The sequence below is a fragment of the Psychrosphaera haliotis genome (assembly GCF_039523615.1).
In the GTDB taxonomy this organism is placed as follows: domain Bacteria; phylum Pseudomonadota; class Gammaproteobacteria; order Enterobacterales; family Alteromonadaceae; genus Psychrosphaera; species Psychrosphaera haliotis.
Genome location: NZ_BAAAFQ010000004.1, coordinates 404,605 through 430,411, shown reverse-complemented (window position 1 = coordinate 430,411; position 25,807 = coordinate 404,605). Strand labels below are relative to the sequence as shown.

28 protein-coding genes and 1 tRNA gene are annotated in these 25,807 nt (G+C 39.3%); 21 read left to right on the top strand and 8 right to left on the bottom strand.

Annotation, left to right across the window (positions count from 1 at the left end):
* The first annotated feature begins 51 nt into the window (after positions 1–51).
* From trmJ to ABD009_RS04515, 10 genes are all read left to right on the top strand, one after another.
* A complete protein-coding gene (trmJ, locus tag ABD009_RS04560) occupies positions 52–771 on the top strand; it encodes a tRNA (cytosine(32)/uridine(32)-2'-O)-methyltransferase TrmJ (protein ID WP_425543060.1) in 720 nt (239 codons plus the stop codon).
* Between the two features lie 85 nt (positions 772–856).
* Positions 857–1,666 carry a serine O-acetyltransferase gene (gene cysE, locus ABD009_RS04555; RefSeq protein ID WP_155695600.1) on the top strand — a complete coding sequence of 270 codons (810 nt, stop codon included), beginning with the start codon at positions 857–859 and terminating at the stop codon, positions 1,664–1,666.
* 168 nt (positions 1,667–1,834) lie between these two features.
* Positions 1,835–2,305 (top strand): Fe-S cluster assembly transcriptional regulator IscR, encoded by a 471-nt coding sequence (gene iscR / locus ABD009_RS04550; protein ID WP_155695599.1) that lies wholly within the window; start codon positions 1,835–1,837, stop codon positions 2,303–2,305.
* Between the two features lie 45 nt (positions 2,306–2,350).
* Positions 2,351–3,565, top strand: a complete 1,215-nt coding sequence (locus ABD009_RS04545) for an IscS subfamily cysteine desulfurase (protein WP_343823080.1) — start codon at positions 2,351–2,353, stop codon at positions 3,563–3,565.
* 97 nt (positions 3,566–3,662) lie between these two features.
* Positions 3,663–4,046, top strand: a complete 384-nt coding sequence (gene iscU / locus ABD009_RS04540; protein ID WP_155695597.1) for a Fe-S cluster assembly scaffold IscU — start codon at positions 3,663–3,665, stop codon at positions 4,044–4,046.
* A gap of 62 nt (positions 4,047–4,108) precedes the next feature.
* Positions 4,109–4,432, top strand: a complete 324-nt coding sequence (gene iscA, locus ABD009_RS04535) for an iron-sulfur cluster assembly protein IscA (RefSeq protein ID WP_155695596.1) — start codon at positions 4,109–4,111, stop codon at positions 4,430–4,432.
* Between the two features lie 83 nt (positions 4,433–4,515).
* Positions 4,516–5,034 carry a co-chaperone HscB gene (hscB, locus tag ABD009_RS04530; RefSeq protein WP_343823076.1) on the top strand — a complete coding sequence of 173 codons (519 nt, stop codon included), beginning with the start codon at positions 4,516–4,518 and terminating at the stop codon, positions 5,032–5,034.
* Positions 5,035–5,057: 23 nt separating this feature from the next.
* Positions 5,058–6,917 (top strand): Fe-S protein assembly chaperone HscA, encoded by a 1,860-nt coding sequence (gene hscA, locus ABD009_RS04525; RefSeq protein ID WP_343823074.1) that lies wholly within the window; start codon positions 5,058–5,060, stop codon positions 6,915–6,917.
* Positions 6,918–6,938: 21 nt separating this feature from the next.
* On the top strand, positions 6,939–7,277 hold the full coding sequence (gene fdx / locus ABD009_RS04520; RefSeq protein ID WP_343823072.1) for an ISC system 2Fe-2S type ferredoxin: 339 nt from the start codon (positions 6,939–6,941) through the stop codon (positions 7,275–7,277).
* Between the two features lie 172 nt (positions 7,278–7,449).
* On the top strand, positions 7,450–10,221 hold the full coding sequence (locus ABD009_RS04515; protein ID WP_343823070.1) for a CHASE domain-containing protein: 2,772 nt from the start codon (positions 7,450–7,452) through the stop codon (positions 10,219–10,221).
* A 32-nt stretch (positions 10,222–10,253) separates the two neighbouring features.
* Here ABD009_RS04515 and suhB read toward each other — a convergent pair whose 3' ends face one another.
* The 3 genes from suhB to ABD009_RS04500 all read right to left on the bottom strand — a co-directional run bounded on the left by suhB (position 10,254) and on the right by ABD009_RS04500 (position 14,013).
* Positions 10,254–11,060: an inositol-1-monophosphatase gene (gene suhB / locus ABD009_RS04510; RefSeq protein WP_343823067.1), complete on the bottom strand. Its 807-nt coding sequence runs from the start codon at positions 11,058–11,060 to the stop codon at positions 10,254–10,256.
* A 185-nt stretch (positions 11,061–11,245) separates the two neighbouring features.
* Positions 11,246–11,605 (bottom strand): DUF2750 domain-containing protein, encoded by a 360-nt coding sequence (locus ABD009_RS04505; protein ID WP_343823065.1) that lies wholly within the window; start codon positions 11,603–11,605, stop codon positions 11,246–11,248.
* 98 nt (positions 11,606–11,703) lie between these two features.
* Positions 11,704–14,013, bottom strand: coding sequence for a YgiQ family radical SAM protein (locus ABD009_RS04500; RefSeq protein ID WP_343823063.1), 2,310 nt, complete (start codon positions 14,011–14,013; stop codon positions 11,704–11,706).
* 269 nt (positions 14,014–14,282) lie between these two features.
* Between ABD009_RS04500 and ABD009_RS04495 the strand changes: the two genes are divergently transcribed.
* The 8 genes from ABD009_RS04495 to ABD009_RS04460 all read left to right on the top strand — a co-directional run bounded on the left by ABD009_RS04495 (position 14,283) and on the right by ABD009_RS04460 (position 19,768).
* On the top strand, positions 14,283–14,990 hold the full coding sequence (locus ABD009_RS04495) for a phosphatase PAP2 family protein (RefSeq protein ID WP_343823061.1): 708 nt from the start codon (positions 14,283–14,285) through the stop codon (positions 14,988–14,990).
* Between the two features lie 9 nt (positions 14,991–14,999).
* A tRNA-Arg gene (locus tag ABD009_RS04490) sits at positions 15,000–15,075 on the top strand.
* Positions 15,076–15,178: 103 nt separating this feature from the next.
* On the top strand, positions 15,179–15,787 hold the full coding sequence (locus ABD009_RS04485; protein WP_343823059.1) for a FlgO family outer membrane protein: 609 nt from the start codon (positions 15,179–15,181) through the stop codon (positions 15,785–15,787).
* Positions 15,788–15,796: 9 nt separating this feature from the next.
* Entirely contained in the window at positions 15,797–16,600 is an 804-nt protein-coding gene (locus ABD009_RS04480; RefSeq protein ID WP_343823057.1) for a FlgO family outer membrane protein, read from the top strand.
* Positions 16,601–16,625: 25 nt separating this feature from the next.
* Entirely contained in the window at positions 16,626–17,417 is a 792-nt protein-coding gene (locus tag ABD009_RS04475; protein ID WP_343823055.1) for a FlgO family outer membrane protein, read from the top strand.
* Between the two features lie 12 nt (positions 17,418–17,429).
* A complete protein-coding gene (locus tag ABD009_RS04470; protein ID WP_343823053.1) occupies positions 17,430–18,008 on the top strand; it encodes a hypothetical protein in 579 nt (192 codons plus the stop codon).
* Between the two features lie 36 nt (positions 18,009–18,044).
* Positions 18,045–19,292, top strand: coding sequence for a dipeptidase (locus tag ABD009_RS04465; RefSeq protein ID WP_425543059.1), 1,248 nt, complete (start codon positions 18,045–18,047; stop codon positions 19,290–19,292).
* A gap of 128 nt (positions 19,293–19,420) precedes the next feature.
* Positions 19,421–19,768: an outer membrane protein assembly factor BamE gene (locus ABD009_RS04460; protein WP_343823051.1), complete on the top strand. Its 348-nt coding sequence runs from the start codon at positions 19,421–19,423 to the stop codon at positions 19,766–19,768.
* 26 nt (positions 19,769–19,794) lie between these two features.
* On the opposite strand, the gene ABD009_RS04455 is transcribed toward ABD009_RS04460, so the two are convergent.
* Together ABD009_RS04455 and ABD009_RS04450 are read right to left on the bottom strand one after the other, a co-directional pair.
* On the bottom strand, positions 19,795–20,142 hold the full coding sequence (locus ABD009_RS04455) for an RnfH family protein (protein WP_343823049.1): 348 nt from the start codon (positions 20,140–20,142) through the stop codon (positions 19,795–19,797).
* Positions 20,135–20,566 carry a type II toxin-antitoxin system RatA family toxin gene (locus tag ABD009_RS04450; RefSeq protein WP_343823047.1) on the bottom strand — a complete coding sequence of 144 codons (432 nt, stop codon included), beginning with the start codon at positions 20,564–20,566 and terminating at the stop codon, positions 20,135–20,137. Before ABD009_RS04450 ends, ABD009_RS04455 begins: the two co-directional genes overlap by 8 nt.
* 109 nt (positions 20,567–20,675) lie before the next feature.
* On the opposite strand from ABD009_RS04450, the gene smpB reads away from it, so the two are divergent.
* The 3 genes from smpB to ABD009_RS04435 all read left to right on the top strand — a co-directional run bounded on the left by smpB (position 20,676) and on the right by ABD009_RS04435 (position 22,465).
* Complete coding sequence (gene smpB, locus ABD009_RS04445) at positions 20,676–21,155, top strand: SsrA-binding protein SmpB (protein ID WP_343823045.1); 480 nt, start codon at positions 20,676–20,678, stop codon at positions 21,153–21,155.
* A 97-nt stretch (positions 21,156–21,252) separates the two neighbouring features.
* Entirely contained in the window at positions 21,253–21,765 is a 513-nt protein-coding gene (locus ABD009_RS04440) for a DinB family protein (RefSeq protein WP_343823043.1), read from the top strand.
* Positions 21,743–22,465 (top strand): NRDE family protein, encoded by a 723-nt coding sequence (locus tag ABD009_RS04435; RefSeq protein ID WP_343823041.1) that lies wholly within the window; start codon positions 21,743–21,745, stop codon positions 22,463–22,465. The genes ABD009_RS04440 and ABD009_RS04435 overlap by 23 nt, the downstream gene beginning before the upstream one ends.
* Here the strand turns inward: ABD009_RS04435 and ABD009_RS04430 are convergent.
* Genes ABD009_RS04430 through lpxL form a run of 3 tightly spaced genes read right to left on the bottom strand, consistent with a single transcriptional unit; the run spans position 22,451 to position 25,693 of the window.
* Complete coding sequence (locus ABD009_RS04430) at positions 22,451–24,088, bottom strand: VWA domain-containing protein (protein WP_343823039.1); 1,638 nt, start codon at positions 24,086–24,088, stop codon at positions 22,451–22,453. The two genes, ABD009_RS04435 and ABD009_RS04430, sit on opposite strands and share 15 nt — an antisense overlap.
* 41 nt (positions 24,089–24,129) lie before the next feature.
* The gene (locus ABD009_RS04425) at positions 24,130–24,732 is read right to left on the bottom strand and encodes a TcpQ domain-containing protein (protein WP_343823037.1); all 603 of its coding nucleotides are present in this window, start codon (positions 24,730–24,732) and stop codon (positions 24,130–24,132) included.
* 10 nt (positions 24,733–24,742) lie between these two features.
* Complete coding sequence (gene lpxL, locus ABD009_RS04420) at positions 24,743–25,693, bottom strand: LpxL/LpxP family Kdo(2)-lipid IV(A) lauroyl/palmitoleoyl acyltransferase (RefSeq protein WP_343823036.1); 951 nt, start codon at positions 25,691–25,693, stop codon at positions 24,743–24,745.
* Between the last annotated feature and the right edge of the window lie 114 nt (positions 25,694–25,807).

Genomic DNA, 25,807 nt, shown 5'->3' with positions numbered 1-25,807 from the left:
AACTCCGCCCATTCCAGTCATAAGACTAAACTGCATATAGAATCGAAGATAATGTTAGATAACGTAAGAATAGTACTCGTAAATACCTCACACACAGGCAATATTGGTTCAGTAGCTCGCGCAATGAAAACAATGGGGCTTTCAGATCTTGTATTGGTTGATCCAGTTAAAGAACCAGATAGTCACGCTTCAGCCTTAGCGGCAGGCGCGACGGATATTTTGGGGAATGCTAGAATTGTTAGCGAGTTAAAAGATGCTATTTCTGATTGTGGACTAGCCGTAGCCGCAAGCGCAAGATCAAGAACACTATCTTGGCCAATGTTAGATCCACGTGAATGTGGTAAAAAAGTAGTTGTTGAAGGTAAGCAGCATAAAGTTGCATTAGTGTTTGGTCGCGAAAACTCGGGTCTAACTAATGAAGAACTACAGCAGTGTCAATTCCATGTACATATACCAGCCAATCCTGACTACAGCTCTTTAAACCTAGCGATGGCGGTACAAACGCTTAGTTATGAAGTACGTATGAACTTTCTAGAAGAGCAACAAAGCCAATTTGAATCGTTAGACGTTGAGTACCCAAACAGCGAACAGCTTGAAGGTTTTTACGCCCATTTAGAAGAAGCTCTGACAAAAACGGGTTTTATTGTAAAGCAGCACCCTGGTCAAGTAATGACAAAGCTACGTCGCTTGTTTAACCGAGCTAGACCTGAAGCTCATGAGCTTAATATTTTACGCGGTATTATGACGTCTATTACTAAAAATAAAGACTAACACCCGTATCGTTATAATTTGGAATTAGGCGCAGGCCTGAGCAAATTGCCGGTTTTTGTTATTTTCAGAACGTATAGAGTAAATCATGTTTGAGCAAATCAAAGAAGATATAAAAAGTGTTTACAGCCGTGACCCTGCGGCCCGTAGCAATACCGAAATCTTTTTTAACTACCCAGGCTTACATGCAATTTGGATGCAACGAGTTAGCCACAAATTGTGGTTAGCTAACTGGAAATGGTTAGCAAGGTTTATATCTACTATTGCTCGCTGGATTACAGGTGTAGAAATCCATCCGGGCGCTACTATTGGTCGTCGATTTTTCATTGATCACGGCATGGGTGTGGTTATTGGTGAAACCGCTGAAATTGGCGATGATGTTACGGTTTACCATGGTGTTACGCTAGGTGGAACCAGCTGGAATGGCGGTAAACGTCACCCAACATTAAAAGACGGTGTGGTTGTAGGTGCTGGTGCAAAAATTCTAGGTCCAATCATTATCAATAAAAACGCCCGAGTTGGCTCAAATTCTGTTGTTGTAAAAGAAGTACCTGAAGGCGCAACGGTAGTTGGTATTCCAGGCCGACTGGTAACGAAGGCAGAGCCTGAAAAGCATGACAAACGCAGTAAAATTGCTGAAAAATATGGTTTTGATGCTTACGCAGTATCACCAGATAATCCAGATCCTGTAGCCAGTGCCATTGGGCGTATGGTGGATCATATCTCGATAATGGATGAGAAAATCACTTCGTTATGCACTGAAGTCTGCAAAATGGGCGGCGATGTCTGTGATAAAGCCTTACCAATTATTGATTTGGACGATGATTTTAAAGAAGCAGAGCAAAATGCTGCAAAACAGCGTGAAGCTGGAATAGCAGGATTTGACCCGAGTATCTAACACAAAAATAAGATGATCCTAAATCCGCAATTAAACGTTGAATTATACTAATAACCTACTAAAATAGTCGGGTATTAATACTTGACTAATTTACTCAGGTTTGTAAAATGCGCAGCCAAGTAAATCAAGCCGTTGCGCGTTTTTCGGCGAGCTCATTAAGGAATGTAAATGAAACTATCTTCTAAAGGTCGTTATGCAGTTACTGCGATGCTAGATGTTGCATTACATGCGTCAAATGGCCCAGTGCCGTTGATGGATATTTCTGAGCGCCAAGGAATCTCGTTATCCTACTTAGAGCAACTTTTTGCCAAACTTCGAAAGGGCCAACTGGTCAACAGTGTTAGAGGCCCAGGCGGCGGTTATTTTCTCGGTCGTGAAGCGGCTGATATATCTATTAGTGAAGTAATAGCGGCGGTTGATGAAAGCGTTGATGCTACAAAATGTGCTGGGCAAGCAAATTGCCAAGGCGGATCACGCTGCTTGACTCATAAATTGTGGGAAGGTCTCAGTGATCGAATTGAGAGTTTCTTAAGTAACATCACCCTTGGTGAACTTGTTGATCAAAAAGATGTAAAACGGATCGCAGAACGACAGGATTCGAAAAATACATCCATTCGCTTTGTAGCGGATAGTCTTTAAAAAATTTTTAACTATTGTATTAAGCAATAGAGTGCGGAGAAATAAATGAAGTTACCTATTTACCTAGATTACGCAGCAACAACACCAGTAGACCCTCGTGTTGCTGAACAAATGATGAACTGTCTAACTATGGACGGCACATTTGGAAACCCAGCATCTCGCTCACACCGCTACGGTTGGCAAGCAGAAGAGTTAGTTGATATTGCTCGTAACAATATTGCTGAATTGGTTAATGCAGACCCTCGTGAAATCGTATTTACTTCTGGTGCAACAGAATCAAATAACTTAGCAATAAAAGGTGCCGCCAACTTTTATTCTAAAAAAGGTAAACACGTAATTACAGCAAAAACTGAACACAAAGCAGTTTTAGACACGTGTCGTGAATTAGAACGTCAAGGTTATGAAGTAACGTATTTAGACGTTATGGCAAATGGCTTAATTGACTTAGGCGTGCTTGAAAAAGCAATGCGTGACGATACAGTTTTAGTAAGCATCATGCACATCAACAATGAAATTGGTGTTATGCAAGACATCAAAAAAATTGGCGAAATGTGTCGTGAACGTAAAATCATTTTCCATGTAGATGCAGCACAGAGCGCTGGTAAAGTTGCAATTGACTTAACTGACCTTAAAGTTGATTTAATGTCTTTTTCTGCTCACAAAATGTATGGCCCTAAAGGTATTGGCGCACTTTACGTTCGTCGTAAGCCTCGTATTCGTTTAGAAGCACAAATGCATGGTGGCGGTCATGAGCGTGGTTTCCGTTCAGGTACGTTAGCGGTTCACCAAATTGTAGGTATGGGTGAAGCTGCACGTGTTGCTAAAGAAGATATGGAAAAAGACACACAACACATCATTGAGCTACGTGATCGTCTTTGGAATGGCATTAAGCACATTGAAGAAACGTATATCAATGGCGATATGGAACAACGCTTCCCAGGTATCTTTAACGTAAGCTTTAACTTTGTTGAAGGCGAAAGCTTAATCATGGCGCTTAAAGACATGGCGGTTTCTTCGGGTTCTGCATGTACATCTGCAAGCTTAGAGCCTTCATATGTGCTTCGTGCACTAGGTCTGTCAGATGAATTAGCACATAGCTCAATTCGTTTCAGTATTGGCCGCTTCACAACAGAAGAAGATATTGATCATGTTATTGGTCAGGTAAACAATTCAATTGATAAGTTACGTGAAATGTCACCGCTTTGGGAAATGTTCAAAGACGGCGTTGATTTATCAAAAATCGAATGGGCTGGTCACTAGTACTCAGCCGAGAAACAAATAGTAAAATGGTGTTAGGGATTAACTCTAACGCCACATTAAAAAATTAAAATTGCGTAACGCAATGTAGGAGCTAAAAATGGCTTATAGCGAAAAAGTAATCGACCATTATGAAAACCCACGTAACGTAGGTTCTTTTGACAAGAATGACCCAAGCATTGCAACGGGTATGGTTGGCGCACCGGCTTGTGGTGACGTAATGAAACTACAACTTAAAATTGACGACAAAGGCATTATCTCAGACGCTAAGTTTAAAACTTACGGCTGTGGCTCTGCAATTGCTTCTTCTTCACTTGTAACAGAGTGGGTAAAAGGTAAGTCGATTGAAGAAGCTCAAGCACTTAGCAACACTGAAATTGCTGAAGAATTAGCATTACCGCCGGTAAAAATTCACTGCTCTATTTTAGCTGAAGACGCTATTAAAGCAGCAATCGAAGACTACAAATCAAAAAGCAGCAACTAAGAACGCAATATCGTTCAAGTAGTTAGTTAGAATTGTAGAAATAAATAGTTGGGATAGTAGTAATGGCAATCAGTTTAACCGATGCAGCAGCAGACCGTGTAAGAACCTTTTTGACAAACCGAGGCAAAGGCCTAGGGTTGCGTTTAGGAGTAAAAACAACGGGTTGTTCTGGATTAGCATATGTACTTGAGTTTGTTGATGAGTTGCAAGAAGGTGATGAAGTCTTTGAGCATAATGACGTAAAAGTTATCGTTGACGCAAAAAGTTTAGTTTATCTAGACGGCACTCAATTAGACTTTGTTAAAAACGGTTTAAATGAAGGTTTTGAGTTTACTAACCCGAACCAAAAAGATGAATGTGGATGTGGTGAAAGTTTCACAATCTAAATTCAGCTAAATGCTATTCCTAAGGCCATATTCCGATATATGGCCTTCTTTGTTTCTAAAATTGTATTAAAAAAGGTGACCTCATGCGGTATTTTGATTTATTTGATTTACCTGTTCAGTTTGATGTTGACTTATTGACCCTCCAAGATCGTTTTCGCTCAATTCAAAAACAAGTGCATCCAGACAAGTTTGCTAATGGCAGTGACCAACAGAAATTACTAGCGGTACAGCAGGCATCTGAGGTTAATGACGCCTATGAGACATTAAAAAGTTCATTAAATAGAGCCGAGTATATGGTTGCGGAACATGGTCATGATGTAAAACATGAGCAAGAAACCATTAAAGATGGTGCTTTTTTGATGCAGCAGATGGAGCTCAGAGAAGAGCTTGAAGATCTTGAATCTAGCAATGATCCTGAACAAGCACTAGACGTTTTTTACAGCGATATAAAAAAGCTTATTAAACTATATACCGATGAGTTTAATGTAAACTTTGATAAGCAAGAGTATAAACTGGCGGCAATGTCAGTGAAGAAGTTACGTTTTATTTACAAGCTGAAAAGCGAAGCAGAAGCATTAGAAGATAAGTTACTAGACTACTAAATTAGGAAAGTTAACGGTTTATTATGGCATTACTACAAATAGCAGAACCAGGTCAAAGTACTAACCCTCATGAGCACAAACTTGCGGTTGGAATTGACTTAGGAACAACAAACTCTTTAGTGGCTTCAGTTCGAAGTGGTCTTCCTGAAGTGCTTGCCGATGAGCAGGGCAACAAGTCTTTGCCATCAGCAGTACAGTATTTAGAAGACTCTATTCTTGTTGGTCATGAAGCTAAAAATAACGCATCGAGTGACCCTGAAAATACTCTTGTTTCCGTGAAACGCTTTTTAGGCAGAGGCCTTGAGGATATTAATCGTCTATATGGTGACTTGCCATATAACTTTGTAGAAAAAGAGCATACGGTTAACATTCAAACACGCCAAGGTGAAAAGAACCCTATTCAAGTGTCAGCTGAAATCCTTAATAAGCTGCATACGCAAGCTATTGCAACATTAGGTGATGCATTGCAGGGCGCAGTTATCACTGTTCCAGCTTACTTTGATGATGCTCAAAGACACGGCACTAAGGATGCGGCAGAAATTGCAGGCATAAAGGTACTTAGGTTAATCAACGAGCCAACAGCGGCTGCGATCGCCTACGGTCTAGATTCTGGTAAAGAAGGCGTCATTGCCGTTTATGATCTAGGTGGTGGTACGTTTGATATCTCGGTTTTAAGATTAAACAAAGGTGTTTTTGAGGTACTGTCAACGGGTGGCGATTCTGCGTTAGGCGGAGATGATTTTGATAGAGCCATTGTTAAGTTACTGCTTAAAAACGCAAACGTTACAGCTAAATTAAGCGCGAAAAGCTTACGAAAGATGTATGACTTAGGTCGTGAGTTAAAAGAGTCTTTAACTATTAATGAGACTGTCGAATTTAATGTCTCATTAGTGGAAGGCAACATTGTTGGCCAAATCACTAGAGCAGAGTTTGAATCTGAAATTGAGGCCTTGGTTAAAACAACACTAAGAAGTTGTCGTCGTGCCGTAAAAGACGCTGGTGTTGAGCTAGAAGAGATATTAGAAGTAGTAATGGTAGGCGGTTCAACTCGCGTTCCGTTAGTGCGAGAGAAGGTTGAAGGCTTTTTTAATCGAACTCCATTGACCTCAATAAACCCTGATGAAGTGGTAGCGATTGGCGCGGCAATACAAGCTGACCTGCTAGTTGGTAACAAACCTGATTCTGATATGTTGTTACTTGACGTAACTCCGCTATCGCTAGGCTTAGAAACGATGGGTGGCTTAGTGGAGAAGGTTATTCCGCGTAATACCACGATCCCAGTTGCAAGAGCTCAAGAGTTTACAACTTATAAAGACGGTCAAACGATGATGGCCATTCACGTATTGCAAGGTGAGCGTGAAATGGTTGACGACTGTCGAAGCTTAGCGCGTTTTGTTCTTAAAGGCATTCCTCCGTTAACGGCGGGCATAGCGGTAATAAGAGTTACATTTAACATCGATGCAGATGGTTTGTTAAGCGTTACGGCAATGGAGAAGTCTACTGGAATAGAGTCTTCTATCCAGGTTAAGCCTTCTTATGGCCTAGAGCAAAGTGAAATTGCTGATATGATCAAAGCGTCTATGTCGAATGCAAAAGAAGACATGGCGGCGCGAATGTTAGCAGAGCAAAAAGTAGATGCGATTCGAATGATTGAAGCTATTGAAATGGCGATAAACGAATCAGGTCATCTATTACAAGCAAATGAATTAGAAGATATTAATAACGCTATCGAAGCTTTGAGACTATCAACTGCACAAACAGATGGCGATGTAATTAAGACTTCTATTAAAGTATTAGACGATATTAGTCAGCCTTTTGCCGCAAGAAGAATGGAAGACAGCATTAAACAAGCATTGACGGGTCACTCCGTGAATGACGTATAAATTTTAGAGAAGAGAACTAATATGCCACAAATTATATTTTTACCGCATTCTGATTTATGTCCTGACGGCGCTGTACTTGAAGGTGAAAAGGGCGAGTCAGTATTAAATGTAGCTTTAAAAAATGACATTGATATTGAGCACGCATGTGAGAAGGTTTGCGCATGTACAACTTGTCACATCATAGTGCGCGAGGGTTTTGACTCATTAGCGGAAAGCGACGAACTAGAAGATGACATGCTAGACAAAGCATGGGGCTTAGAAGCTGAATCACGTTTAGGCTGCCAAGCAATTATTCGAGATGAAGACTTAGTTGTTGAAATTCCAAAGTATAGTTTAAATCACGCTAAAGAAAACCATTAGAGTTTTTATATAACGTCTATACTTAAAAAGCCTAGTTTTACAACTGGGCTTTTTACATTTTAAAGAGAAATTTAATGACAGTTATGGATTAAAAAAGTAAATTGATTAATAGATTAAATAATCGATTTATGTAGCTGAAATTGCTGCCGAATTTAAATCAGAGGGATTTAATTTGATTTTACCGAACAATAAAGCTTTTGTCGTTTTATTAGCTTTTTTTAGTTACTACGTTTTCGCAAAAATTGGATTGTTATTTGCCATTCCTCCGGGCTTTGCAAGTAGTATTTGGCCAGCTGCTGGCGTAGGACTAGCAGTATATCTTGTCTCTGGGCGATGGGCCCTATTAGGCGTTTTTCTAGCGTCAACGCTTGCTAATTATCAGGTTTCCAACATTATAGGAAACCCGTTTTCTATAGAAATGTTAACCCTTCCAACACTTTTAGCGTTTGGCACTGCACTTCAATTAATTGTATCAAAGCAACTGTTAATCAAGTTTTGTGAAACTCCCATTAAGGCGGTTAGTTTAACAAGTGTAATTCGGTTCTTACTCATAGTTGGTCCGGTATCCTGTGTAATCGCAGCTTCCCTAAATGCAACTTCTATCTCTTTAATGAATAGCTTGTCTTTACCTAACACCCTATTTATTGCGTTTACTTGGTGGGTAGGAGACTTATTAGGCGTCATCTTTTTTACTCCAGTAATCTTATCTATTTTCGAAAATGACTATTACCAGCAAAAAAAAGACAGGCTGAGGATTGCCATTCCTGCTTTTATGTTATTCCTACTCGTCTCTTTTGTATTTTATCTTTCAAGAGTCAACTACGAAGAGTCACGGCATGATCAGTTTGAGGTGGAAACCTCGAGCTTTTCTCAAACATTAAATATTTTAGAGAATACGATTACTCAGCAACTTATTGCTCTACAGGGGTTATTCAACAGCAGTGATGAAGTAAGAAGGGAAGAATTTCGACTGTTTTCTGAAAGTATCGTTAACCCTAACGTAAAAGTACGAGCTTTGGCCTGGTTACCAAAAGTTGAAGGGCGCAACAGGAATGCTTTTGAAATAAATGTTGAGAAAGATTTCCCAGGGTTCTATTTAAAACAGTTAATAGATGGTGAAACTAAACCAGCGATTAAACAAAGTTACTATTTGCCTATTCTATTCTCAGAGCCACTTGCTTCAAACCGCGGCGCTATTGGGCTTGATGTTTTAAACCACCCTATAGTTGGCCCAACGGTTAGAAAAGCAATCAATACAGGAACAATGGCTGTCTCTCCGCAATTAGCTTTAGTGCAACAGCAAGAGAGCTACAATGCGGTTGTTGTATACTACCCACACTTTAAAAATGGATATGTTAAGGGCAGCGGTAACCCTGAAAAGAATCTGATTGGAATATTTGAGGCTGTTATAGAATTAGATCAGCTTGTTGAAAGTATTTATCATCAAGTAGAGAATGACAGCTTTACCTTGCAAACTCACTACCTTCAAGACCAGCAAACAACCGCTTTTTTTAACTTTAACTTTCGTGATGATGGGCTTTTTAAAATAGAGTCAGAATATTCATTTTTTGACACTGAATTACTTGTACTTTTCTCTAGTTCCAACAAGTTTGATCAAGAGTCAATTGATTGGTCTAGTTGGCTGATTATAGTGGTTGGTTGTTTAGTTAGTACATTCAGCGTCATCTTTATAATAGTAATGACAAACCTAAGTGAGATGTTGGAAGACAAAGTGGGCAGAAAGACCCGTGAACTAAAAGAGAAGAATACTGAGTTGTTAAAAGCGAATGAAGCAAAAAGTCGCTTTTTAGCAAATATGAGTCATGAATATCGAACGCCGCTAAATGCAATTATTGGCTTTGCTCAATTAGGTAAGTCAGATGGAAATACTAAAAAGTCTTCAGAGTATTTTGAACAAATTCTAAATTCATCAAAGTTTCTTTTGGGGATTATTAACAATGTACTCGATTTTTCTAAAATTTCTGAAAATAAAATAATATTAGAGAAGCAACCTTTTTCCGTGAGTAAGTCTGTAGATACAATCTATAACTTGCTAAAAGAAAAAGCGTCTTCAAAAGGTATAGTGTTAGAAACAAACAAAGGGAACGTTGATAACTACCTGGTGAAAAGCGACTCGGTAAGAGTTGAGCAGGTTTTGATGAACCTAGTGGAAAATGCAATTAAATTTACGGCTGTAGGGAACGTAACTCTTAGCACTAGTTTGCAAGGAGTTAAAAAGAATAGAGCAACCTTAGTCATCAAAGTGAAAGATGAGGGGATTGGCATACCCCAAGACAAAATTGAAACCCTGTTTGATAGCTTTACACAAGCCGATGAGTCCACAACACGCCGCTTTGGAGGTACAGGTTTAGGTTTGGCAATAGTTAAACAGATTTGTGATGCTATGGACGCTAAGATAGATGTGTATAGCTTAAGTGGTCAAGGGAGCAGTTTTGAAGTTAACATCCCGGTGGAAATTGAACCGATAGATAATTTGGAAAGTGAAGATTTAACTCCAAAAAAAAATAGTTTAAGTAATTTAATTGATACGGTGGACAAAAAGTTCCTGTTTAATGCGTTAGTCGTAGAAGACAATAAGATAAACCAATTAATTGCCAGTAAGCAGTTAGAGCTGTTAAAAGTGAAGTCAAAATTGGCGGATGATGGCCAGCAGGGCCTAGATTATTTGGCGACGCACAAGCCAGATATTGTGTTTGTTGACTTACACATGCCAGTTTTAGATGGTTTTTCTATGATTCGTGAGATGAAGAAGATGTTAGATTTAGCCGCTATTCCAATTGTCATTATCAGTGCAAGCGTAAATCATGAAGACAAAGAGTATGCAAAAATATTAGGTGTAAATGATTATGTGACTAAACCCTTTTTATTAGAAGAGTTGAGTTCAGTGATAGACAAGTTACTGGTACAAAAAAGCCAGCAGTAAAGCTGGCTCTTTGTATACAATCATTATATGAATTAACGTAAAGTACGTAATCCATCGTTTAGGTGTGGGCGAATTGCTTTTAGCATCGCGCCTAGAACTTTAGGTGTTGCTACAACAATGTTGCCAGACTTGTCATAATTGTTACCACCTTCAAAGTCAGCGACTACGGCACCAGCTTCTTGTGCGATTAACTGGCCTGCAGCCGTATCCCAAGGGCGTAAACCAATTTCAAAGAATCCTTCAACACGTCCAGCTGCAACATAACAGATATCTAGTGCAGCAGAGCCTGCGCGACGCATGTCAGCTACTTGTAAAAACAGTTCATTAAAAATCTTTGAGTAAGCTTCAATTTGATGCTTTTGCTTGAATGGAAAACCTGTTGCTAAAATAGTACCAGATAAGTCTTTCGCTTTTGAAACACGAATTCTTCTGCCATCAAGTTGCGCACCAGCACCTTTAGATGCGGTAAATAGTTCGCCACGAATTGGGTCGAAAACAACAGCTTGTTCTAGCTTGCCATCTACTCTAAGTGCAATAGATACAGCAAAATGAGGAATGCCTTTTACGAAGTTTGTTGTGCCATCTAGTGGGTCAATGATCCACTGATATTTAGCGTTGCCATCAATAACACCGCTTTCTTCAGCAACAAATGAATGATCAGGGTATGAAGCCTGAATTGTAGAGATGATTGCTTGCTCCGCTTCAATATCCACGTTGGTAACAAAGTCATTTGCGCCTTTAAGCTCTGACTTAACCATATCTAATTGCTCGTATGCTCGAGCAATAACTTTACCAGCATTACGCGCAGCACGGACTGCGATATTTAACATCGGTTGCATTACAATCACCTATTTTTGAAAAGAACGTAATTAAGAATAATAGTTAAAAAGCCGAAAAAAGCCCCACCTAAACTCAATTAATGAGAGGTGTGCGCACTAATATTCCAAATTACTAAAGAACGTTTTTTAATCAGGCGCGCATTTTAGAGACTTTTAAAAAAAAGTAAACAAAATTCGCTTCAAACCTATAATATTTCTAGGTCTGCTACTTTTTGACTAAATTCTGCTAGGTCCATTTCTGCACAGTCATCATTGTCCTGCCAGTCTAAACCAATAATGATATTGTCTTGGCTTAAGTCTTCAACCCAAAACTCTAACCATTCAGTTACAGAAATTTGAGTTGGTACATAAGTCGCCCACTCGTCAGTACAGTTTTTTTGAGCAATAGACTCTCTAGACCAAAGAAGCATTACATCAGTGTCTTCAAATTGCACTGAGTCAACAATTACCCAACCGTCTGACTCTTTGTCATGCAGTGCCCAAATCATTTGTGTTGCTTTAACTTCGTCAAAAAACTCGCTGATTGAGTTGCTGTCGTTATTCATATTTGACTCTCTAATTAGTTGATGGCGTAAGCCTTGTAAAAAGAGCCTTAACGTTAAAGGCTCCTCATTACTGTTTAATGAAATAAAATGTCGTTAGACTAAATTCTACTTGGTTTCTTTTTACCACTAGGTTTGCCACTCGGCTTACCTGAAGGCTTGCTATTGGCTTTTGGCTTATTACTAAACTGTTGCATACCAGAGTGACGTGTTAACGCCTTCTGGCCTTTGTTAGCGCCAACTTGAGGCTTACGGCCATAATTACCGTTACTACGATTCTCTTCGTTTGGAGATGCTGGCGGTACTAAGTGATTTGGACCATTACCAATTAATTTTGCTAATCCCATTTCTTTTAGTGCGTGGCGGATCATTTTCCAGTTTTGAGGATCGTGATAACGCAAAATAGCTTTATGCAGGCGTCGCTCTTTTTCACCACGTGGAATTGGCACGTTGTCATTTTGTTTCTTAACTTTATGCAATGTATCTATTTCTGTGTGATACATAGTTGTGGCAGTTGCCATCGGAGATGGGTAGAAATTCTGAACCTGGTCTAAACGGAAGCGGTTTTCTTTTAACCACATCGCTAGGTTAATCATGTCTTGAACTTCTGTGCCAGGGTGAGCGGCAATAAAGTAAGGGATCAAATACTGTTCTTTACCAGCTTCTTTTGAATACTTTTCAAATAGCTCTTTAAATTGGTAATAACTGCCCATACCTGGCTTCATCATTTTAGACAAAGGACCTTCTTCTGTATGTTCTGGCGCTATTTTTAAATAACCACCAACATGGTGTGTTACCAACTCTTTAACATAACGAGGATCTTGTACTGCTAAATCGTAACGAACACCAGAAGCGATAAGGATTTTCTTTATGCCTGGTAGTTCACGAGCTCGTTGATACAAATTAATTGTTGGTTCATGGTCTGTGTCCATGTGCTTACATATATCAGGGTAAACACACGATGCTCGACGACAAGTCGCTTCTGCTTTTTCAGACTTACAGCGCAGCATATACATGTTGGCCGTTGGTCCACCAAGATCTGAAATTACGCCAGTAAAGCCAGGAACCGTATCTCGGATTTGTTCAATTTCATTAATAATAGAATCTTCAGAACGACTTTGAATAATACGACCTTCGTGCTCAGTGATTGAACAGAAAGTACAACCGCCGTAACAACCACGCATAATATTCACAGATGTTTTAATCATCTCGTAAGCTGGTATTTTTTTGCCTTCGTATTTAGGGTGCGGAATGCGCGCAAATGGCATACCAAATACGTAATCCATCTCTTCAGTTTCAAGTGGAAACGCAGGTGGATTTATCCAAACACTTCTATCACCGTGGCGCTGCATTAATGCTTTTGCACAACCAGGGTTTGTTTCTTGGTGTAAAATTCGGTTTGTGTGTGCATACAAAACTTCATTTTTAGATACTACTTCAAAAGCTGGAAGTTTGATGTAAACACGATCCCAAGGGCGACGTAACTGCGACTTGGTTTTTTGACGGTCATAAGGCTGAACAACAAAGGCTTGGCTTACGCCAGTTTCATCTGCAGCACTTTCTTGAATTGCTTCATCTTTATTACTACAAGTATTAGCGTCATATTCTTGGTACGGGTTTAATATTGGGTCAATAATACCTGGCTTATCAATATGAGTTGAGTCAATACCTTGCCAATCAGGTAAGGCGTCTTTTAATACGATGGCAGTACCACGGACATTCTTGATTTCTTTGATGTCTTCGCCTCTTGAAAGGCGATGTGTGATTTCCACCAGAGGACGCTCTGCATTACCAAAAATAAGCATGTCAGCTTTAGAATCAAAAATAACCGAGCGGCGCACTTTGTTTGACCAATAATCATAGTGGCCAATACGGCGTAAACTCGCTTCAATACCACCAATAACAATTGGCACACCTTTAAAGGCTTCACGACAACGCTGAGAATAAACAGTAACGGCTCTATCTGGGCGCTTTCCACCAATATTATCTGGTGTGTAGGCATCATCGTGACGTAATTTTCTGTCAGCGGTATAACGGTTAATCATGGAATCCATGTTGCCGGCAGTAATACCAAAATACAGGTTCGGTTTGCCTAAACGCTGAAAGTCATCTTTGCTGTGCCAATCTGGTTGATCAATGATCCCAACTCGGAAACCTTGTGACTCCAACATACGCCCAATTACGGCCATGCCAAAGCTAGGGTGATCAACATATGCATCACCGGTAACGATAATAACATCACAGCTGTCCCAACCTAATAAGTCCATTTCTTCACGGGTGGTTGGGAAAAATGGCGCTGGGCCAAAACATTCAGCCCAGTATTTAGGGTAGTCCCACAGTTTCTTATCGGTTTTCACCGTCGCCGCTGGCGGTTTTATCGGTGAACTTGGACGTGCGGTTTTTGCTTGCATTTGGACTACCTTTGTAAATTTCATTTCCACAGCATTTAGTATAGTGCTTGTGAACGGACGCGCGATTATACAGACTTTTCACGTAAAGGTGAAAAGCAATCAGAATATTATTTGTATTAATTTTAATCATCACGCTATGCTTTTGAACAATCTTGTTTTTTTTGAATTGTTTAAATTATGTTCAAGAATTAACAAAATAGTAGTTGATAATAATGAAAAACCCTGCTTAAAATGCATTAGCAAATTTCATGGATATAATAAAAAAAATAATGAAAACTGGAATCAAATTTGCGGTATTCGTGGTGTTATCACTACTTTTTGCCATTTTTACAGAAGTTGATCTAACCGTATCAAGTTGGTTCTACGACGCTAATAATGGTGGTTTCTACTTTAACAATTATGCATTTGTTCAAGTCATTTATGACATATTCAAACATATGCCTAAGCTTCTCCTTCCTGCGTTTATCATTTTTATAATATTAAGCATAAAACTGGCTTGGTGCTGTAACCAAAGAAAGTTATGTAGCTTTGCTCTCATCGCTATTTTGGTCGGGCCAGGCATCATTGTACATACGGTTTTTAAAGACAACTGGGATAGAGCAAGACCACGCCAAATTGAAGCTTTTGGTGGTGATAAAGTATTTTCGCCAGCTTGGGTTATATCTGATCAATGTGAACGGAACTGTTCGTTTGTTAGCGGTCACGCTGCTATGGGTTACTACTTTATGATTTTAGGTTGGTTGTTGAACTCTCGACGTTGGCTCTATTTTGGTATTGGTCTAGGAACTCTTGTTGGTATGATACGAGTTGTTCAAGGTGGCCACTTTTTAAGTGACGCAATTCTTGCGGGCTTTATTGTTTATTGGAGCTTCTGGGGCATTGCTGCTCTTATGAAAGTACCTCAGCCTGGCAGCAGGGTAACAAAGGATCCTGAATCAAAATCACCCGTAGATGCAAAAATTCCACAAGTGACTTAGCTATAAAAAGTCCTCTTAGTTCAACTGGATAGAACAAGGGCCTCCTAAGCCTTAGATACAGGTTCAAGTCCTGTAGAGGACGCCAATCCCCTCGGCAAATCTTTACCTATTAGGTTTTCTTTAACCTACGGTAAACTGGCATTTATATTGCTTTAAATTAATAAGATCTTTATTGTTGGTTTAAAAATATGAAACAGTTTTTACTCGTCCTAACCTTGCTTTTGTCAGGCTGCACAACTATTGAACGTTTAGCTGAGTTGCAAAACCCGCCGGTAGAAAAGGGTTATGAGCAATATCAGCCTGAGCGTGCAGGCGCGTCTTTTCATGGCCACGTAGAACAACTCGCTAGACAATTGTTGAATACTACAAACCATTTCAATATTGGTCAGCCTATTTTAGTCGGCACCTTTTTGCCAGCTAACACCCTTTCGGAAGAAAAGAATGACTCTCTTTCGCCATTTGGAATTCAAATTCAAGAAAGCTTTGTTACTTTTTTGACACAGGCTGGACTCAAGGTCACCGAATTTAAAGTACAAAAGCAGGTTATTATTTCTGATCAAGCTGATAGATTTATGAGCCGAGATGTAAACAGTTTAGAAAATAATATCACCGCCGATTACCTATTAGTTGGTCATTACGTTCAGCAAGAAAATGAATTAGTGGTGAATGCCAGAATAATCGACTTATCAAATAAAACGGTAGTTGCGGCAGCAACCGATTACATACCAATGAATGCAATGTGGAGTCACGAAAAAGTGAAGCTGAAAAATGAAAAACTATACCGTGGCGAATACTAGGAGCAAATCATGAAAAAAATAATCCCTCTTATAATAGCGACTAATATTACCGCTTGTTCGTCTATTTCTGACTGGTCTGTAGAAGAGTCTTATAATGATGATATTAAAGTTGAGCAGGCCGCTAATGAAAATAGCACTGACGTTAAGACTGCAAACGCATTAGTGAGCGAATCCGAAGAGGCTTCATTAGCTCCAAAGCCAAGATTAGATAACGAAAATGTAATGACGGCAAATGATGCGAGCTTAAAGTTCCAGAATGACTACCGCAGTCATTTGTTGGGAAAAATGAATGAAATGGGCAAGCAACAACCTAATCGAGGCGGTCGTGATAAAAATATCAACTTTTACGTTCGTGGATTAATGCAAGACTTAGTGTCTAATATGAAATACGTAAATTCGAGTACGCCTATAGCCGTAACGAGTTTCGTGATGTTAGATAGTGACTTTCAGTACTCTGACATATTAGGCAAGCAAATATCCGAGAGCTTTATCCATGAGGTTCACAAATTTGGTATTCCTGTTATAGATTTCAAAACTACAGATTTTGTGCGCGTCACGCCAGATGGCGATTTCATTTTTAGTAAAGACTACTTAGAGTTAGAAGGTGACTTACCAATCAAATATGCCGTTGCTGGAACGTTAACAAAGCAACTTACTGGTTATTTGATTAATGCTCGTGTTGTTGGAATTGATTCAAAAGCGGTTGTCGCATCGGCACAAGGTTTTTTGCCTAATAATGTCGTTAACCAATTAACTTCGAGCGGCTTTAATGATGGTATACCAGTTGTATCTTCTGAGCGAAATGTAGATTAAACAACATCTTGTTAGGTGAGTCGTTATGATATCGAAAAAATCAAATGTTAGAGTGCTACTTTATGTTAGCGGGTTGGCTTTACTATCGGCGTGTTCATTTACGGAACAACCAAAGCCTATTGTGCAGGTTAAAGAAGAAAATGTTTGCATGAACCCAAGAGGGCAAATTATTGACTGTCCTAAAAGTATAAACGGATATGATGCAGACACAACGACTGCAGCAACAGAGACTCCAACTGTTCGCACTAATAAACCTGACAACTTCGCTGAGAGACAAAGATCTAATTACTCGTCTGCATCTACTATGGAGTCTGAAAGTGCTTATATTGCCAACCACACGTTAACAGGCAATCAGCACTCCGTTTTATTAAGCGAGTATATTGAACAAATATCAGCGAGTTTAATAAGTAATGTTTCAAAAGATGCAAAGCATGTCATAGTGGGCGTCACATCATTTGTCGATTTCACTAACGACTTAGCTACGATCACGCCAGTTGGCAATATTGTTTCGGAGCACTTTACCACGCACTTATTTCAAAATGGCTTTACGGTAGCAGATTATAAAGTAAAAAATACCGTGTCCATTACGCCGCAAGGAGACTTTGTGTTTTCTCGTGATGCCAACAAGCTTACTTCAAGCGAATCAATCACCCATGTCCTTACAGGCACAGTGATGTATCAACAAACCGGTTTGTTAATTAATGCTAGAGTCGTTGATTTTGATAATAAGTGGATAATTTCAACCGCGTCAGGCTTTATACCTTATTTTGTATTAGATACGGTGATCCCTCCTGGCGCTAAACATACAGTGCTTTAGTTAGGCGATATTATGCGTAAAGTCGTGATGGCTATGTTGTTATTAACTGTGATTGGTTGTCAGTCAACTGAACCTGTTGTTATAACAAAAGTGGTATACAACATTACCGAGGTTCCGCATGAGAAGGCTTATGAAAAAGAAGCTGAAAGAAGAGCGATCGAGTCTCCCACTGACTTACTTGACCCGTTTTTTGTCCGCTTGCAATACTATCTTCAAATTGAAAAAGAAATAAACCTTATTTATGACAAGCTAGAAACCTCAATATATTCTGGGGAAGACAAGCCTAAAATTAAACTGCTACCTGTAAAGGGAAAGATAAAGGGCGCGACGTTTCAGAGTCGAGCAAACATCATTATCAGTGAGTTCATATTAAATCGAATTGAAGCTTATGACTTTGATAATGAAATACAGCAGGTTACTCATAGTAAAACTTGGTTTATTACACCTAAGCTTAAAATTAGAAATGGAAAAATCTGCTTACAATTAGAACTAAAAGATGAAAATAACCTAATTATTCCTGTTGTTGGAGCAAGTTCTGACATTACCGATTATTTCTTTTTCAACTATGTAGATGGTATTCGCTTTGATTAAGTAAGGTTGTTCCATATCGTTTTTAAAAGTGTTTAAATGAAAGCTAGAAATGAACCAATAAAAACAAAAGGGATCCCTATGAAGTCGTTCACTCTTTCTGCATTAACCGCAGCTTTAGCTTTATCTGCTTTATGCTCTGCACAAACTGCTCATGCTATTGAAGTATCGAAAAAAGCAAAAGATATCGCTCAAAATACAATAATTGTAGATAGTCATATTGATGTTCCTTTTCGTATAAATAAACGCTGGGAAGACGTAACGGTCGCTACAGAAAAAGGCGACTTCGATTATCCAAGAGCAAAAAAAGGCGGCCTTAACGCGCCATTTATGTCTATTTACTTACCTGCAACGCTTGAGGCGCCAGGTAAAGACTATGGGGTTCAATTAGCTCATCAACTTATAGACTCCGTAGAAGCAATTGCTAATAGAGCACCTGATAAGTTTGCCGTGGCGTATTCGACTTCTGATGTTGAAGAGCACTTTAAAAAAGGTCTTATTTCATTACCAATGGGCATGGAAAACGGAAGTCCCGTTGCCGGTAGTCTTGATAATTTAAAAATGTTTTATGACCGCGGTATCCGTTACATCACTCTTGCACACTCACTTTCAAATCATATTTCAGATTCGTCATATGATCTTCGTCGTAACTGGAAAGGATTAAGCCCGTTTGGCAAAGAACTTGTCGTTGAAATGAATAAATTGGGTGTCATGGTTGATATTTCGCACGTTTCAGACGCTGCTTTTTATCAAGCAATGGAGATAACTAAAGCGCCTGCGATAGCTTCTCATTCATCATTACGAAAATTCACGCCAGGATTTGAACGTAATATGGACGACAAAATGATTAAGGCCCTAGCTAAAAATGGCGGCGTTATTCAAATCAACTTTGGTTCTAGTTTTGTATCTCAAGAAACTCGTGATTGGCAAGATGACCTATCTAAGAAATTTGAGGCGGCTGGCGTTAAATGGGGTGACCCAAAAGCGAATGAAATCGCAGAAGCGCACCGCACAGCAACCCCATATCCGTTTGCATCATTAGAAACTGTTTTGGATCACATTGATCATGTTAAAAATCTTGTAGGCATTGATTATGTAGGTATCGGCTCAGACTTTGATGGCGTGGGCGATTCATTGCCAAGAGATTTAAAAGACGTGTCTTATTTCCCTCATTTAGTACAAGGTTTGTTAAACCGAGGCTATACAGAGCAAGAAATAAAGAAAATCTTGTCGGGTAACTTTATGCGCGTTTGGAAAAAAGTAGAAGCCGTAGCTGCCTCTATGTAAGGCCTATTAGGGTTTTAGCACGAGTTCCGTCTTACCTAACAGAATTTTATCTGGTAGTATGATGGAACTTTTTGCTAAAGGATGATTCCAATAGCAACAACCTTTTAATCTTATGAAGTAGTAATTACATGAAGCAAATTTTATTAGTTTTATTGGCCCTTGGGGTTCTTTCAGGCTGCAGTAGCTGGGTTTATAAATATGACATCGTTCAGGGTAATTACCTAAACCAAAGAGATGTGGATAAACTTCGTGTGAATATGACCAAAGAACAAGTGGAATACGTTTTGGGCAACCCTGTCGTGAGTAATGCATTCCGTGATGATGACTGGCACTACGTATACACGCGTCGCGTGGGTAAAACAGACGAACTTTTAAGAAAAGAAATAGTTGTACACTTTCAAAATGATATTGTTAGTGATATTTCCGGTGACTTTGACAGACCTGAGCACTTTGATACGCCGTTAGACGCTGAGTAGTGTTTAAAAGCTAAATGAAGCCGAAGTTAATCTTCGGCTTTTTTACGAGGGTTTGGTCGGCCACCAGTTACTTTATCAGCGCGACCTTCTTGCACTGCTTTTTCTGCACGGCGCTTACGGACTTCTTTAGGGTCGGCAATAAGAGGTCGATAAATTTCAATTCGATCACCATCCTTTAAGCTAGCTTCAAGCTTACAAGTTTTTGACCATATCCCAACTTTCAGGGCCGCCAAATCTATTTCTGGGTGGCTTGTCATAATCCCACTTTTATCAATGGCCTGCTCAACGGTAGAATCAGCATCAACTTGTAATTGTAAAAGTGATTGTTTTTCAGGAAGGGCATATGCCACTTCAATTGTAATGATGTTAGACATAAACTTGTTTTGCTCTTTGTGTGAATGCAGTGACCATACTTGTTGTTACGTGCGTAAATATCTTTCCAAATGCGAGCTCAATCATTTTTGAAGAGAATTCAAAGTCTAGTTCAAGTTCAACTTTACAAGCATCAGAATCGAGTTCAGTGAAGGTCCAACTGCCAGTTAAATATTTGAAAGGGCCGTTAACTAATGTCATATTGATAACACGGTTAGACACCAATTCATTTTTAGTGGTAAACCATTTACTGATGCCAGCTTTGTTGATTAACAGCGAACCTTCGAGTTCTGTACTAGACAAGACTTTACAAGTGGCATCAGCACAATTAGGTATAAACTGAGGATATGACTCTATATCATTAACTAAATTATACATTTGATCGCAGCTATACATGACTAACGCGCTGCGTGAAAGCTTTGGCATGGACCCTACTTATCGTTTTTAACACTCGTTAAGGTTTATTCTAACAAACTTACATAGAAAATAACCTATAAATGGTTATAATCGATGGAGAACTAACAAAGAAGTAATTATGGCTAAGAAAAAACCAAAAACACCATCTAATACAATTGCATTGAACAAGAAAGCTCGCCATGAGTATCAGCTTGATAAGAAGTTTGAAGCCGGCGTTGAGTTGCAAGGATGGGAAGTAAAAAGTATCCGAGAAGGTAAAGTAAATATTTCGGATACCTACGTATTTTTAAAAGATGGTGAAGTGTTTTTATTAAATTCTGAAATTCAGCCTTTAAATCAAGCATCAAGCCACGTTGTTTGCGAACCAACTAGGTACAGAAAACTGTTACTTAAAAAACGCGAAATTATGGAGTTGGTTGGTGCCGTCGAACGTCAAGGTTATACCCTTATAGCAACAGCAATGTATTGGAAAAAAAGCTGGGTAAAAGTGGAGTTCCATTTAGCAAAAGGTAAACATAGCCAAGATAAGCGTTCAGATATCAAAGACAGAGACTGGGGCAGACAAAAAGAAAGGCTTATGAAACACGCAGGTCGATAAATTATTAGGTAGCGTTGGACATATAATTTAACGCTACTGAAATTTATTCGTTGTTTTGAAGTTCTAATGGTCCAGTAAAACCCAATTATGGATGCCTATGGATTCGATACAGCAAATCAGTGAAGACAATGTACAAGTTTTAAATCAGTTACTTACCTTTTTAACGTCGTTAGATTCTATTCAATATCAGAATGTCCCAACTAACCACGGCTCTTCAATGGGCGCGCACGTGCGGCACATTATCGAACATTATCAATCTGTTCTTACCACAAATTCGCTCATAGATTACGACGATCGCAAACGAGATCAAACTGTTCAATCGTCTAGATCAGCAGCAACAGATCAAATAAAGTCTGTTATACAAATATTACGTAGCATACAAAGTGATAAAAGTGTTGTTGTTTTGTGCACAACAAATCCTGCTATATCGCCCTCTGAAGTGAACAGTTCACTAGCACGTGAGTTAATATTTTTGTACAGCCACACCACGCACCATATGGCTATTATTAAGCTATTGTCTACTTCAATTGGATTATCAATCGATGACTCGTTTGGTAAAGCGGCATCAACAAGAGTGTTTGAGAGTAATGTGCAGTCTAAATTGGCGTAAATTCGACGGCAGTATTGGTCTTGTTTTTACACGAGATGAGTCTGTATTAAGGGCCAAAGCTTTGCCACCACAACGTTTTTCGAAAGCGGGGGTTGAGTATTTAATGCCGATAGATCCCGTTGGTAAAGGCAGTTGGATTGCGACAAATAATAAAGGTCTAACATTTTGCCTATTAAATGATTACCAGGGCATAATGAAGCCGATGAGTGATAAGTTAGTATCTCGAGGTGCATTGATTCAAAAACTTGCTGAATGCGCTACACTAGCTGACGCTGAGGATATTATTAATACTTGGCCTTACCACCAAAGCCAGCCTTTTTATTTGTGTGTCATTAGCTTAAATGACCAATTTTTGTGGCACTTTAATGGAGACAAACTCCTACAGAAGGAGACGCTTCCTGAGCAACTATACTCTTCAGGACACCCCGAGGTAGAGAAAATAAAAACGCTGCGATCTGAATTCGCCAATAGCCAGAAGATAAGTTTTGTTGATGATATTATTAAGCTACACCGTGCTCATGAGCCAGAAGTTGATGGCGATAGAGCTTATAGTTTTTGCATGCACAGAGCTGAAGCTTGCAGCCAATCGATGACCGTTATTGAGATAAATCAGAAGAGTATTGAATTCAAATATTGGCCAGGTCAACCCTGTGAAGCTAACCTAGCCCAACCTATCCGTAAATCCCTAACGATTACATAAATCACTATTACGTTGGTTTTTAACTAATTTAAAGTCGCCTTCAGTACTAGACATTTGTAGGTAACCTTCTTCGCTTACCGAAGAGTTTTCGTCAGTTACTTTGATATACACCATGCTAAAGTCATCTATTTGTCTTTCAAACGTTGCGATTTTTTTGTCTTCACTCAGAGAATAGGAGATATCGCCAATACAACGCTCTACCTGCCATGATAAATCAACGTCGGAGTTTGTCCATCGAACACGAGCCTGCCAGTCCGCTGATGTTGATATCGTTGTTTTAACGCCACTAAGTTCTAACTGTGGTGAGATGTCAGTGTAGCCGTTCGCATCGAAGTTATGGCTTACGCTGTCAATACAATCACTAATAAAGCCCGTATCAGACATTTGCTGAGTTTCGGCATCATTAACACTGGTATTGCAATCATAATCATCATTTGGGGCGATGGTTAGGAGATGGTTGCCGGCTCTTTTAGGCGTAGCATAACTAAGCACATATAAACCATTCTCATAACTTTTTGCGAAATCTAATGCTGAGCTCAATACGGTATTTAATTCGTTAAAGTCCTCTATAGAAAAGATATTGGACTCCGGAGTAAACTCAGCCAAGGTATCAGTATTCGACTCATTGCCTAACACGATAAAGTACACATCTTTGCTGGCGACTGAGCTTAAGGCTTCATCTTTTGATACTAGCTCCGAGTTGTCATTTCCGTCGGTGAATAAGATCAAGCTACCGTAACTGATTAAATCTGGGGACACTTCATTAGTCCAACTGTCAGCGCTTTGTTTAATAGCACCAAATAGATTCGTACTATTTCCACCAACTTCGATATTATCTAATGCATCAAAGATGTTTTGGATGTCTTGTGACGGTTCAAGAATATTTTCAATTGTGCTATCAAATGTAAAAATAGAAACTCGTTGATTCGCCTCAAGTAACGAATTGCCATTCGCGTCAGCAACAGTGTCCTTAATACTAGAGACAACCTGTGCAAGGTTTGCTTGCGTAAGTGATGCACTAATATCTATTGCAAAAACCGTTGTGTAAGTTGCATTTAGACCCACAAGTGGATCAACTTCTAAAAATGACTCAGTTTTAGATATTGGCAACTGATTTTCAGTAACAATTAAATAGTCAGTCACATTATCTGTTGTCAAATCTTCGATGGCTCTACCAGTAATCCGGTTTACCAAATGGAAAGCAAACGTTAATACTGAAGGCGATTCTTCTGAAAAGCCGAGGTTATTTAAACTATATGCGCGAGCTTCAAGTCCCGAACAACTGATAGCGACATTTGAAATGTTAGCGGTTGCCGTACCACTACTATTCTCTATGCTGCAAACCAACCCTGTTGGAGCATCAACAAGCCGGATAACAAAGTCTTCTTGTATCGTAACTCTAGTGCTGAAGGTGAAATCACCATTGGTATTAAGCACCTCTTCACTGCCGTTGATGCTAACAGTTATTTCTCCTGCTAATCCTTCAATAGTACCACCAATAGAAACTGTATTAGGGTCTACCTCTACGGAATCGTTAGAGCCACCGCCTGAGCATGCTTGAAGCAGTGAAGCCATGAATACAACAGCTAGCGCGAAGTGCGATTTAGCACCTTTTGAGAACATATATTTTTCCTTAATACCGAAACTTTAACGGTCTAAATTCTTTAACGAGTGGAGATGCAATTTTTTGAGATGTAGTCGTCGGTTTTGTCAGTGATGACAATAGCGTTAGCATCTTTACAAAAGTAGGTTTGTACTTGGCCGCTATAGTCACTGGTAACAACGGTGGATATTTTATTTAATAGGGTTTTGAGATCACTACTTTCGGTAAAGTGTTCTTTAACGATGTAGTCATATTTGAGGTCCCAAATTAACTCAATACCTTCAGCAGAAGAGTAACTTTCTAATGCCGTTTTAAGGGTATCATTTTGTTTAAATGAACGCTTTTTCTTAGGACCTTGCCAAAAATCTTCGGCGGGCTCTACTGTGCCATCAAGTGATTCGAGTTGTTGTCCCATTGTTTGTTCAGGTTCAGGTAACTTAATTGTGTAATCGTTTAGTCTTTCGGCTCCAGGTTTCATAGCCTGTCGCACTTCGGCATAAAACTTAGCAACACCTTTTGCTACTGGGTTTTCGCTTGTCTTATTGCTTTCGTCACTGCCCCAGTAAACAAAGCCGACAATAAGTAGAATAAAAATAATTGGTGCAACAATTTTACCGATTTTGCCAGATTGTTTCTTTTGTGTGCTTTTATTATTTTTGCTCATAAATCCCTCTTTAGTATAACGAGTCCGGATCATCTGTAGGTCTTGTTTTAAACCTGCGGTGAACCCACATGTACTGTTCCATATTATCTAATACTGCTTGTTCTACCCACTTATTTATTTGCTGTGCATTTTCAAGTGAGTCCTTACTAGGATAATCACTTAAAGGAGGCAAAAATTCAATCTCATAACCAGAATTATCTGGTAATCTTTTTAACTTTGTTGGGATAGTCGCGGCGTTTTTGTGACTTGCAAAAATTTCGGTGCCTGTTGTTGAGGCTGCTTTATCTACTGCAAAAAATGGTGCGAATACACTGCGTTTTGGACCATAGTCATGATCCGGTAAATAAACCGTTATTTCACCGTTTGATAAAGCTTTTAATAAACCCTTAACGTCTTTTTTTCCAATCATATAACGATTTGAACGACAGCGACCTCTGTATTGCACCCATTCTAATAGTTTATTATTGTGCGGACGATAAAAACCAACACAAGGGTAGCCGTTTTCTCCAAGTACACGGCCCATCATTTCTAACGGTAGAATATGGAAGAACAGTAAAAAAACACCTTTGCCTTGTTTTAACGCTCCATCAATATGCTCAGTCCCTTTTACATTACAAATAGGTTTTGCGCGCCAAGTTGGCCACCACCAAGAGATACCACTTTCAAATAGTGCGATACCTGCATTTTCAAAGTTAACTTTTACTAACTGTTCGACATCTTTTTGAGGCATATCAGGGAAACACAGTTGGATGTTCTTTGTCGCAATGCGTTTTCTTTTTTTCATTACGGACATCAATAACCGGCCAATACCTCTGCCCATAGCAAGCTGTAACTTATAAGGCAACCAGCTAAGTGAATAAAGAGTTATAACTAAAAGCCAGGTAAGCCAAAACTTTGGATGGAAAAAACGCCAAGAAAAGGTAGGTGCAACAAAGTTGTTTTTTGATTCAGGTTTACTCAAAACGGAGTCTCACGATAGGGAACAAATTATCTGCTTTCTATTCTAACGTATAGTAAGTGCTTATTGATATCCCTTTCTGGTCATTTCAGTTGGACACAAAAAACGGAGCGAATG